The sequence below is a fragment of the Borrelia persica No12 genome (genome assembly GCF_000500045.1).
Taxonomy (GTDB): domain Bacteria; phylum Spirochaetota; class Spirochaetia; order Borreliales; family Borreliaceae; genus Borrelia; species Borrelia persica.
On record NZ_AYOT01000130.1, the window covers coordinates 1 to 12,317 of the forward strand.

General features: G+C 33.6%; 6 protein-coding genes and 7 pseudogenes. 12 read left to right on the plus strand and 1 reads right to left on the minus strand.

Features of this window, described 5'->3' with window-relative positions:
* Positions 1–14: 14 nt before the first annotated feature.
* From U881_RS12220 to U881_RS13220, 8 genes and pseudogenes are all read left to right on the plus strand, one after another.
* A pseudogene (locus tag U881_RS12220) lies at positions 15–350 on the plus strand (variable large family protein); the annotation flags it as partial.
* 286 nt (positions 351–636) lie between these two features.
* Positions 637–1,672, plus strand: a pseudogene (locus tag U881_RS10625) (variable large family protein).
* A 575-nt stretch (positions 1,673–2,247) separates the two neighbouring features.
* Positions 2,248–3,305, plus strand: a pseudogene (locus U881_RS10630) (variable large family protein).
* Positions 3,306–3,540: 235 nt separating this feature from the next.
* Positions 3,541–3,726, plus strand: coding sequence for a hypothetical protein (locus U881_RS0102625; protein ID WP_152520660.1), 186 nt, complete (start codon positions 3,541–3,543; stop codon positions 3,724–3,726).
* A pseudogene (locus tag U881_RS10635) lies at positions 3,727–4,732 on the plus strand (variable large family protein).
* 260 nt (positions 4,733–4,992) lie between these two features.
* Positions 4,993–6,111: a variable large family protein gene (locus U881_RS0102635; RefSeq protein WP_024653140.1), complete on the plus strand. Its 1,119-nt coding sequence runs from the start codon at positions 4,993–4,995 to the stop codon at positions 6,109–6,111.
* A gap of 396 nt (positions 6,112–6,507) precedes the next feature.
* On the plus strand, positions 6,508–7,494 hold the full coding sequence (locus U881_RS0102640; protein ID WP_024653141.1) for a variable large family protein: 987 nt from the start codon (positions 6,508–6,510) through the stop codon (positions 7,492–7,494).
* A 176-nt stretch (positions 7,495–7,670) separates the two neighbouring features.
* Complete coding sequence (locus U881_RS13220; RefSeq protein WP_235048121.1) at positions 7,671–7,775, plus strand: variable large family protein; 105 nt, start codon at positions 7,671–7,673, stop codon at positions 7,773–7,775.
* 208 nt (positions 7,776–7,983) lie between these two features.
* Here U881_RS13220 and U881_RS11840 read toward each other — a convergent pair.
* Positions 7,984–8,406, minus strand: a pseudogene (locus U881_RS11840) (variable large family protein); the annotation flags it as partial.
* Between the two features lie 324 nt (positions 8,407–8,730).
* Here U881_RS11840 and U881_RS10645 point away from each other — a divergent pair.
* From U881_RS10645 to U881_RS10650, 4 genes and pseudogenes are all read left to right on the plus strand, one after another.
* Positions 8,731–9,699 (plus strand): annotated as a pseudogene (locus tag U881_RS10645) (variable large family protein); the annotation flags it as partial.
* 190 nt (positions 9,700–9,889) lie between these two features.
* Positions 9,890–10,285, plus strand: a complete 396-nt coding sequence (locus U881_RS13045) for a DUF5655 domain-containing protein (RefSeq protein ID WP_268744149.1) — start codon at positions 9,890–9,892, stop codon at positions 10,283–10,285.
* 275 nt (positions 10,286–10,560) lie between these two features.
* Positions 10,561–10,773: a CRASP family complement regulator-acquiring lipoprotein gene (locus U881_RS12230; RefSeq protein WP_152520661.1), complete on the plus strand. Its 213-nt coding sequence runs from the start codon at positions 10,561–10,563 to the stop codon at positions 10,771–10,773.
* Between the two features lie 249 nt (positions 10,774–11,022).
* Positions 11,023–11,529 (plus strand): annotated as a pseudogene (locus tag U881_RS10650) (variable large family protein); the annotation flags it as partial.
* Positions 11,530–12,317 lie beyond the last annotated feature (788 nt).

The following is a 12,317-nucleotide window of genomic DNA, read 5'->3' on the forward strand; positions in this document are numbered from 1 at the left end:
CAATAGTGAAATAAAAAGACACTGATGTTAAATCACTAGGGGGAGATGCAGAAGTAAATACAACTCCATTTGAATTTGCAAAAGGAACAGATAATACTGGTCATTTAGTACAGGGGGTAGCAAAAGCAGCAGCAGTAGCAGGAGGAATAGCCTTACGTTCATTAGTTAAAGATGGTAAATTAGCTGTACATAGTTATGACGATGACAAAGCAGTGCAATCATCAGGAAGAACTGCAGTAAATAAATTGTTAGTGTCATTGGAAGATATAGTTAAGAAGATAGTAAGGAATGTTCTTGAGAAAGTAAAGCAAGAAGTAGATAAAGCAAGGGCTCTAAAACCAGCAGTTTAAGAGTCAATTCAGTATAGTGAAATTAATTATTGCAAAAAGGTTATTTAAAGGAAACACTTCTTTTTTTCTGTGTTAGGCAAACAGGAAAGATGTTTTCTTGTTTAATTAATTGATTTCACTGTATTTCTTTTGTATTTTTTATTTGACATTCATTTATCATTTGTGCATTTCATGCATTTTTTTTATTAATTTGTGTTTTGTTTTGTTCTAAGCTTTTATAAGAGAAATAAGGGGGTAAAAAAATGAAAGAAATAAAAGAGATAGAAAAAAGAGAGAAGTAAGAAGGATGGGTGTGATGATGAAGAGAAGTATTGTGGTGATGATGGTGGTTATGGGATGTATGTAATAATGGAATAGCGGAGCTAGAAAAGGAGAATGAGTTTTTAAGTTCAATAGCTAATTTGGGGCAAGGATTTTTGGATGTTTTTGTGACATTTGGGGATATGGTGAGTGGGACATTGGGAATAAAGGCAGAGACTAAGAAATCGGATATTGGCGTTTATTTTACTAAAATTGCTGAGACAATGAAATTAACAAAAGCAAAATTAAATGAAATTTTGGAGAAGAATGGGCGTTATGAAAAGGTAAAAGAAAAGGTTGTTGCTTTTATTGCGACTATCGATAAAATAGCAGAAGGAGCGGAAACTGCTGCTGTTGGTGCTAGTGGTAGTAATGCTATAGGAAATGCTGTTAAAAACCAATTTGCGGTTGCTGCTGATAAACCTTCAGTTATTTCTTTGGTTAAAGGGATTAAATTTATTGTTGGGGTAGTGTTAAAAGAAAGTGAAGGTAATGCAGATGCTACAAAAATTCAGGATGAAAAAAAGGATATTGGTAAATTGTTTGGCAATCAAGATAATGATAGCGCTCAAGAGGCAGAGGCAGCTAAGGCAAATGCATCAGTAGGTGCAGTAAGTGGGGCTGATATATTAAAAGCTATAGCTAAATCTAAAGAAAGTCCTGATGTTAATAATGCTGATGGAATTGAAAAGGCAAAAGATGCAGGGGAAATTGCGGTAGCTCCGGCTGTTAATGACAAGAAGGAAATTAAAGACTCAGAAAAAAAAGATGCAGTAATAGCAGGAGGTATAGCATTGAGAGCAATGGCAAAGGATGGTAAATTTGCGGCTAAGAGTGGCGACGACAAACATGCTAATGCAATCAATGGTTTATCAGCAAGTGTATTAAACAAGACACTCAGTACGCTAGTAATAGCAATAAGAAATACTGTTGATAATGGTTTAAAAGAGATAAATGAAGTACTAGCTAAAGTTAAACAAGAAGATAAGGCAGCAGAAGTTGCAGCTAATGGACAACAATAAATAATTATAGATAATAGTCAGTAAGATAAAAAAATTATTTAAAGGAAACACTTCTCTTGTTCGTTGTTAAGAAGGATAGGGAAGATGTTTTCTTGTTGATTTAAGCCATTTAATATATTTCTTTTATATTTTTATTGAGCATTAATTTATCATGTGTGAATATCATTTATTTATTTTTCTTTCGTTTTTTCTGTTGGAGTAATGTTAAAAAGAGAAAGAGAGACTCATAAAATGAGAGAAGGGAACTTATAAAAAGAGAAGAAAGGAATGATAAAAGAAGGAAGGAATGATAAGAGAAGAAAAAGAAGAGAAGTTAAAAAGAAGAGAAGGAAGTATGTATTCTGAGTAACTTTTTTTAGAAGGAAGATGAGATTAGAGAGGAGAGTTTATTTAGATGAGCTTATGTAGAAGGGCTTATTTAGATGAGCTAGAAGAGGAAAGGGAAGAGAAGGGAGCTTTAAATAAGAGGATTTAAAGATTGGGGGGAATAAAGAGTTGATTAAGGAGGGAAAATTATGATGAGTGGAATTAGAGGAATAAAAGATAAAGAAGAAATTAGAGGGGGTAATGGGAAGATGAAGACGATTATCAAGAGAAGTTTGCTTATTATTATGATTTTGGGAGTTATGGGATGTAATAGTGGGTTGATAGAGGAGAAAGAGGGATTAGAGAATAGGAATAGTTTTTTAGATTCTTTGGTTAAGATCTGTCAAGGATTTCAGGACATTTTTGGCGTTTTTGGGAATGTTTTTGGAAATGCATTAGGGTTTAATGTGGTTAAACCTGAAGATAATAGAAGTAGGGTGGGAGAACATTTTAAGACTATTGAAGATGGATGAAAGAATACTAAGGATAAATTAACTGAGTTGGGGAAAGCAATAGTTGCTGCTCCTAATGCGGATACTAAAGGAGTTGAAGCTGTTATTCAAGGTTCTAGTGAAGTGATTTCAAAGTTAATTGATTCTGTAACTAAGCTTGCTGGGGCTGTTGGTAATACCGGTATTTCTGAAGGTACTGATGCTGGTACTAATGCTGGGGGTAATGCTGTTGCTGCTAATAAAGATAGCGTTAAAGCTGTTATTGAAGGAGTTAAAAGTATAATTGAGATTGCCGAAAAATCTGGCATAAAAATTGAAAAAGGAAAAGATGGTACTGAAGTTGTTGGTGGTGATGCTACTGCACCAGCTGCACTTGTTGGTAAAGCCGCTGCTGCGGCACCCGATGCTAATTCTGGTCCTAAATTAGTTGCTGAAGTGGTTAAAGCAGACCCATGGGCAATGATAGATAAGATTAAAAATGCGAAAACCAAAGATGGTGCTCTTAGTGGTATGGTGCAGGAGAATTAGTTACTGGTACTGGAGCTGCCAATGTTGGGGCAAAAAGTAATGCAGACTTAGCAGAAGCGGTTGCATTGAAGGCAATGACTAAGTCTGGTAAATTTACTAATGCTGCTAATGAAACTGGTGCAGTTAAAGCAGCAGCCGCAAGTGCAGTAAATAAGGTGTTAGGAATATTGGATGTAATACTTAGGGAAGTAGTAAGTTTTGAACTTGATAAAATTAAAGAAGCTGTTAATGTAATAAAATACTCTGAGACTACTGGAGCTAATGCTACGGTAGCTGGTACTATTTAAACTTCTGTTACTAAATAAATAGAAAATTAAGTAATAAAGTCATTTAAGGGAAACACTTTTCTTTTTGTTGAGAAGATATGTTTTCCTTTTTGTATTTTAATAATATTAATAAGTTAAGGGCGAGAGTTATTATAACATTAAGTTAAGGTGTGTTATCGAGATAAGGGTTGTGTTCTTATTAATAAGAAATTAATAAGAAGAACTTTTTATTTTTGTGTGTTATTTTGAATATTTTATGATAATTGAGTTTTATTTATTTATTGTGTGTGTGTTTGATAGGTACATTTCATTCGTTTATTTTGATTTTTTTCTTGACCTAGAGTTAATAAGAGAAAGAATAAGGAGGCAAGAAAAAATGCAAGAAACAAAAGCTAAAGAAGCTAAGATAGGAGGGGGTGTTGAGGAGATGAGAGGGCATTAGATGCATTATTGGAATTCAGTTAACGTTATGTTGCTTATGGGATGTAATAATGGAGTAGCGGAGCTAGAAAAGAAGAATGAGTTTTTGAGTTTTATTGCGAATTTAGGTAAAGGATTTTTGGATATTTTTGTTGCTTTTGGCGATATGGTGAGTGGGGCATTGGGGGGATAAAGGCAGATACTAAGAAGAGTGAAATAGGGAAGTATTTTAGTGATATTGCTGATACTATGAAATTAGTTAAGGAGAAATTGCAAGTAGAAGTTTCTAAGAATGGGAATTATGAGAAAGTTGAAACAGTTGTTGAGCAGTTTATTAGTGATACATTGGATAAGATAGCAGAAGGAGCCAAGGAAGCAGAAAAGGGGTTACAGGTGGTGATGTTATAGGAAGTGCTGTTAAAGATCAGGCTGCTGTTTCGGCGAAATTCGATAGTGTTAATGCTTTAGTTAAAGGAATAAAGGTAATTGTTGCTATAGTGTTAAAAGGGAATGAGGGAGATGCTACTGCTACAAAGACTGGAGATGATAAAAAGTCAGTTGGTAAGTTGCTTGGTAAGAAAGATAATGCAACAGAAACAGTAGCAGCAGCGGCGAATGCATCAATAGGAGTTGTAAGTGGTGCTGATATCTTGCAAGCAATAGCTAAGTCGGAAGAGGTTGCTAACAATGAGGTTACAATTGAAGGAGCAAGAAATGCAGCAGAGATTGCAGCTGCCAAGAAAGAAGATACTAAAGAGCTTGCTGCGGCACAGATAGATGCAGTTATAGCAGCAGGAATAGCATTGCGGGCAATGGCGAAGGATGGTAAATTTGCGGCTAATAGCGATGTTAAGCATGCAAATGCAGTTAATGGGGCAGCAGCAAGTGCAGTTAGTAAGACACTAAGTACACTAATAATAGGAATAAGAAATACTATTGATAGTGGTTTAAAGGAGATAAATGCAGCATTAGCTACAGTTAAACAAGAGGATAAGGCAGTAGAAGCAGCAGTTAATGGACAACAATAAATAATTACCGATAAAAATCAATACTGAAAAAATTTATTTAAAGGAAACATTTCTCTTGTTTTTTATGAGGCATACAGGGGAGATGTTTTTTTATTAAGCATTCATTTATTATGTGTGCATTTCATCAAATCATTTAAGGGAAACACATCTTTTGATAAGATGAGCTTAGTGAGAAGATTTTAGATAAGGAAGAGAAGGGAGCTTTAAATTGTGGATTTAAAGATTGGGGGGAATTAAAGAGTTGTTAAGGAGGGAAAATTATGATGAGAGGAATTAGAGAAATAAAAGATAAAGAAGAAATTAGAGGGGGTAGTGGGAAGATGAGTAAGATTATCAAGAAAAGTTTGAGCATTATTATGATTATTGGAATTATGGGATGTGGACAACAAGAACAGGCACCAGGGAAACAGAATGGCGCTGGGAGTGGGATAAGTGGGGCAATGATGGACTTAGGTAGGAGTGCTGAGAATGCCTTTTATGCTTTTTTGGAGTTAGTTTCAGATGTATTGGGATTTACTGTAACTAAAGAAACAACTCGGAATAAAGTAGGAGAATATTTTAGTGGTCTAGGGAAGAAGCTTGGAGATGCATCAGACGAATTAGAAGAAGTAGCAAAGAAAGCAACATCTGGTGTTGATAAAGGTGATAATGCAAAGAATCCAATTAGGATTGCTGTTAATATGGCTAAGGAAGTTTTAGGTGTATTAAAAGGACATTTAGATTCTTTAAAGGATATAGGTGATGCTAACAGGGTAGTTGAGGTAGCAAACAACCAGAATGGAGCATCGGTAGCTGAAACTGAATTAAAGAAGGCATATAATGCATTGAAAGGAATAGTAGATATAGCGAGGACACAACAGGTTAAAGAACCAAGTGCAAGTAGTGTGACATTGGCTCAAGCATCAATAGGAGTTGATGCTAAAGATGGAGCTAAGGTTTTAGCATCAGGTGCTAATGCAGGAGCAGCAGTGGGAGATAAAGCTGCATTAATAGTATCAGCGGTGAGTGGAAAGGAAATGTTAGAATCAATAGTTAAGTCAACAGAAGGAGATGCAACTGGAACAATAGGAGCTAACGTAGATGGGTCAACAAGTGCATTAAAATTTGCAAAAGGAGGAGCGACTGCAGGTCATCTAGCACAAGAAGCAGCTAAAGCAGCAGCAGTAGCAGGAGGCATAGCCCTACGTTCGTTAGTTAAAGAAGGTAAATTAGCTTCACATAATGATAACAGTGAAAAAGCCGTACAGTCAGCAGGAATAAGTGCAGTAAATAAATTGTTGGTAGCAGTGGAGGATGTAATAAAAAAAACAGTAAAGAATGTTCTTGAGAAAGCAAAAGAAAAAATAGATGAGGCAAGAAACCCAAAATCGGTAGTGTAATAAATAAGATCTTTAATTGAAGTTAGATTATTGAACAATGAGAATAGAAGGTAAGCTTGGAGACGGTTCTGGGTTATCTTCTATTTTTTTAGTAGTCATGTAATAACAATATTTTTATGTAATGACTTTATTTTATTTATATCTTGTGGTAAGTTGGGTAACAATAACTTACAGGGTCGAACAATTTTAGTTTTTCATTTGTTTATTTAACAAGTTAATTTCAATTTATATATCATTCATTCATTTTTATTTTGATTTTGCTGTTGCAGTAAGCTTGGGTAGTACTAAGTCTTAGAATTAGATCTTATTTTCAAGCGGAGGAAAATAAGAGAGTGAAGAAGAAGAGAGAAGAAGTCTAGAGATAAGAAAGGAAAGGGAGGAAAGAAGAGAAGTGTGATGATAGTGGTGATGATGGTAGTGATGATGGGATGTAATAATGGAGTAAGTCCAAGAGAGGAGTTTTTGAATTCTATGGTGAATTTAGGGAAAGGATTTTTGGACGTTTTTGTAGTTTTTGGTGATATGATAAATGGGACATTAGGAATAAAGGCAGAAACAAAGAAAAGTGAGATTGGGGCATATTTTACTAAGATTGAGAATACTATGAAAACAGTAAAATTGAAGTTAGGGAAGATTTTAGAAGAATATGGGAATTATGAGAAAGTGAAAGAGAAGGTAGAGGAATTTATTGGGAAGATAGGTAAGATCGAAGAAGGAGCAAAAGAAGCAGCAAAAGGTGCTACAACTGATACTATGATAGGAAATGCTGTTAAAGACCGGGCTGCTGTTGCTGCTGACAAAGATGTAGTGAATGTTCTTGTAAAAGGGATAAAGGGAATTGTTGGGGTAGTATTAAAAGCAGATGAAGGAGATGCTGTTGCTACAAAGACTGATGGGGAACAACAAAAATCAATAGGTGGATTATTTAGTGGCAACAAAGATGATGGGACAGATGCTGTAGCAGCAGCAGCAAGTGCATCAATAGGAGCAGTAAGTGGTGTTGATATTCTTCAGGCTATTGTTAAATCTGAGGAGGTTACTGATGTTGAGCTTAAGATTGATCAAGTAAAAAATGCTGCTGAAATTGCTGCTGCTAAACAGGATAATGCTAAAAAAGAAATTACAGTAGGTTCAGCAAAGAAAGATGCAGTAATAGCAGCAGGTATAGCCTTAAGAGCAATGGCAAAGGGAGGCAAGTTTGCTGCTAAAAATGAGGACAAATCAGTACAATCAGTTAATGGAGTAGTGTCAAGTGCAGTAAATAAAGTATTGAGTACACTAATAATAGCAATCAGGAATACAGTGGATTCTGGATTAAAAGAGATCAATAATGTATTGAAAGGAATTGAACAAGGAGATAGTTCTCTTATTCAGGGTAATTGACAATGTAAGTAGTAATTAATGAAAAATAATCAGCTAAAATTGGGAGAGCGAATAAATAAGCTCTCTTTTGATATTAGAGCAATTATGTTATGGCCTTTATTTGTTTTGTGGTAGTGATGCATGTGTTGCTGAAAATGTGAAAAAATCATAGCCGACTGGAGCTATTGGATCAGTAATTGGTGCTGATGGATGGTAAGTTTGCTTCTAATCAAAATGAAGGAAAGTCTACTAATTCAGTAAATGGTGCAGTAGTAAGTGCAATGGTCAGGATGCTGTACTAGCAGATGCTGCAAGTGCAAATACACTTGTTAAAGGAGTAAAATAAATGGTTGAGGTAGTTTTAAAAGATAAAGGAGATACTGCTGCTGTGACTAAAGATGATCAAACAAAAGACAATTGATGAGTTGTGTGAAAAGAAAGAAAATGGCACAGGTGCAGAAGCACAGCAGCCGCAAGTGCAATCAATAGAAGCGATGACTGGTGTTGATATACAATTGACTTAATTCCATTTATTAATTTATCAACCTCAGTAGCTGCAACACCACCAGCATCATTAGCAGCAACATTTCCAATTAACTCGTTACCTTCAACACCAATTGCCTCACTTGCAGTCTTTGCCCCCTCTATTATCTTATCAAGCGTCTCACTTACTAATTTCTTTACTGCTCTCTCTACTTCCACAGCATTTGGATTCCCTGCTGCCTTCATATCAGCAACAATTTTTTCAAGCTTATCTTTTATCCCCTAAACTGTATCCTGCACTGTCTTAAAATATTTCCCCACATCTGACTTCTTACTCTCAACAGTCAATCTCAATACACTACCTACCATATCCCCAAAAGACGTGAATACACTGATAAATTCATTCCCCAAACTAACTAAAGACTTTAAAAATCTACTCTCTCCTCTCTCTACCACTTCTCCTTATTATTCACATCACCATCAACATATAATTATTTCTATTAGAAAAATAGAAAACACATTGTTGATAGTGTACTTTTTTAATTCTTTATGCATTTATATATCATTAATTTTCATTCATTATTAGATGAAAGATCTTAAAAGGAAGAGGGGGTTATAGGGAAAGGTAGCAGGAGATAAAGGAAGAGTGGGAAGTGGGTTAAGTAGTGGAGCAATAATGGAATTAGGAAAGAGTGCCGAAATGCATTTTATGCATTCCTTAGTTAGTTGACGATGTTTTGGGATTTACTGTTAAAGTGGGTATAACTAGGGATAAAGAGTGGAGAGAGTAGATTTTTAAAGTCTTTAGTTAGTTTGGGGGAATGAATTTATCAGCGTATTCACGTCTTTTGGAGATATGGTAGGTAGTGTATTGAGATTGACTGTTGAGAGTAAGAAGTCAGATGTGGGGAGATATTTTAAAACAGTGCAGGATACAGTTCAAGGGACAAAGGATAAGCTTGAGAAAATTGTTGCTGATATGAAGAGTGAGGGTAATCCTAATGCAGCGGGAGTAGAGAGTGCAGTGAAAACATTCATTGATAATATACTTAGTAAGATAATTGAAGGTGCAAGTGAGGCTTTCAAGGGTGCTGTTGGGGATATCTCAATAGCTAATGTTGCTGCACCTGGTGGTGGTGCTGGTGCTGCTGCTGGTTCTGGTGCAATTAAATTTCTTAGTGAGGGGGAATTAAAAAAATTGTAAATGTGGTGCTTAAAGAAGGTAAACATGATGCTGGGGATAATAAAAAAGCTGAAGATGGTAATGCAAGAACTGCAAACAATGTTGGTGATGGTGAAGCGGGTAAATTATTTGCAGCTGCTAATGCTGGTACTGCTGATAATGCTAAGAAGGCAGCAAGAGATGCAGCAAAAGCAGTTGGAAGCCGTAACTTTGGTGCTGACATCTTGCAAGCTATTTCTAAGGGTAATGAGGGAGAATCAGCTAAATTAGCTAAAGAAACAACTGGTAATGCTGCTACTCCTATGGATGCAGTAATAGCAGGAGGTATAGCGTTGAGGGCAATGGGGCAGGATGGCAAATTTGCTAATTCTAGTGAGGCTGATGCTCAAGGAATTATTGCTACCACAATTAAAGGAATAGCGACAAGTGCAGTAACTAAGGCATTAGATACATTAACTATAGCGATAAGAAAGACAATCGATTTGGGACTTGAAAAAGTGAAAGAAGCAATGAAAATAAATGCTAATGATACTCCTATAACTTCTGATAGGAAGGTATAGGAGACTAATAACTAATTATTAGAGTTATTAATAAGAAAAAAAAGATAAATAAAGAGTAATTTTAAAGAGTAATTTTAAGGAAACACTTTTCTTGTTCTTAAGAGGAAATAGAGAAGATGTTTTCTTGTTGAATTAGGTTATGTACTATAGATAGTGAATTATCAATAAAGAAGATAATAAAGAACTTACTATAAAAGATAGTAATAAAACTAAAAATTTAAAAAAGTTTGCAAAACTAAGTCTTGGTATGAAAACAATATATCAAAACTTAGAAAGTTTTATTTTTACTTTAAACCCTAATGAAGTTGAGAAAGTTGAAGCGAAATGGTATACAGGATTTAAAGTATATAGCAGATGTTTTGTAGATTTTAGTTTCAAGCCTAAAGAAAATAAAATACACATTACTGTTACTGTTTTTTTAAATCAAATAACTTTAAAAGAAGGTTTTACTAGAGATATCAGTAATATTGGTAATCATGGTAATGGAAGTATTCAGATTTTTTGCACATTAGATTCTAAAATTCAAGAAATTAAAAATCTTATTAAAATAAGTTATGACAACATATTTCAAAAATATAAAAAATAACTTTCATAATTACTAATTTTAATAAATCAATATATAATTTTTAATTATTATTTTTTGATTTCAAGAGATTGCTTTGCTGATCTTTTTTTCAAGCTCTTTCATACCCTAATTTTTGATTTGAATCTATATTTCTTGAAGTACTTTTTGCGTAAGTATGATTTAGGGAATGATACTATGCCTGTGAGTAGGGAGTTTAATGTGATTGCTGTTAATGGTTTAAGAAGTATTATTACTCTAAGTTAGAAAAATTTTCTGAATTATATTACTTAACCTCGTTGAGGAACCTACGAGACAAAGCGGTTACTCTTTCTAATTTGGTTCTTGACGATTTAAAGATATTAAAACAACAATTTGCTTTACTTGGTGAAGAAAAGCAAAAGTTAGTTAAAATGAAAGAGCAAATAAGAAGAGATTATGATGCTGATGTAGGTGGCATTAAAGCTGCTTCTTCTAATCCTGGTACGTCAAGAGCATTGTTTAACTATTAATGGATCCAAATCGTAATTACAGAATAATATTGGATAATGTAGTAGATGAAGCAAGGAAAGCAAATAATGTTATTATTCATATATTGAATAAAATATAAATATTATTAGATTTTAATTATATTATGAATGATGGAAGAATAAGAATATCTTTTATTCCAATTATTTTATTAGGGAATATTATAAAAAAGAGTGTGATATACTGATAGTAGTGATGATGTACTTTATATTTATTATCATCATTCTGCTCATTTTGGGGCTAAAAGTGCTGATAATCAGGGTGCTGAAGATAAACATGTAGCAGCAGCAAGTGCATCCATAGGAGCAGTAAGTGGAGCTGACATATTAAAAGCAATAGCATTAGCTAATGCAGATGCTAAGAGAGATGGTAAGGTTAATGAGGCTGAGGATGCGGCTGCTTTGGCTTTAGCTAAGGGGACTAATACTGATAATGAGGATCAAATTAAAGATTCAGCAAGGAAAGATGCAATTATTGCAGCAGGAATAGCCTTAAGAGCAATGGCAAAAGATGGTAAATTTGTTGTAAAGGACACTGCTGATAAGAAGACTGAAGCTGTTGCAGCTAAAGGTGTAGCATCAAGTGCAGTAAACAAGATACTCAGCACTCTAATTATAGGAATAAGAGACACAGTTGATAGTGGTTTTAAAAAGATAAATGAAGTATTGGCTACAATTAAGCAAGAAGATAAGGAAGCAGAGAGTTTAGCTAGTGGACAACAAATAAATAATTGTCAATAAAAATCAGTAAGGTAAAAAAAGTCATTTCAAGGAAACATTTCTCTTTGTCTTTGTGAGACATACAGGGAGATGTTTTCTTTTTAGATTTCATTGATTTCATATATTTCTTTTATATTTTTTTTATTAAGCATTCATTTATCATGTGTGAAGATCATTTTTCTTTTGGAGTAAAGTTGATACAAAGAGAAATAGAGACTCTTTAAAAAAGATAAGAAATAAGAATATTAAAGAAAGGGTTATTTAAGTGAAACATTTCTTTTGTTTTGTGTTATGAAAATAGAAGAGATGTTTTCTTTTTAAATTTAGTTAGATATTGATATATTTTATTTATATCTTGTGTTAATTCAAGACCATTTCATTTATTTATTATATGTTATGTACTATAGATTGTAGTATTACTAATACTATCTATTAGTATATGTTTATGTGAGTTATTAATTTATATAAAAAAAAGAATTTAGGCTTACTTTTATTTAAGTTTTAATTTAACAGTAATTATAGATATTTTTAGAGGTTTTATGCGTGCTTGACATTTTGATTATCAATCAATTTTACGAATTAATAAAGACAGTCAAGAAACTGAAATCCATGTTAAACAGCATATCTATTAAGATTATATACCATAAAAAATATTCAATAAATAAATAAATATTAATTCTAGAGTATAAAATGAATTATACTAATTGATATTAATCTATATTTTTTTAAATTTTAGGAATTAGTAATGATTAAATTAGTGCCAAAGACCGTGCAATGCATATAATAAAAATATGCTTTATATTATAAGA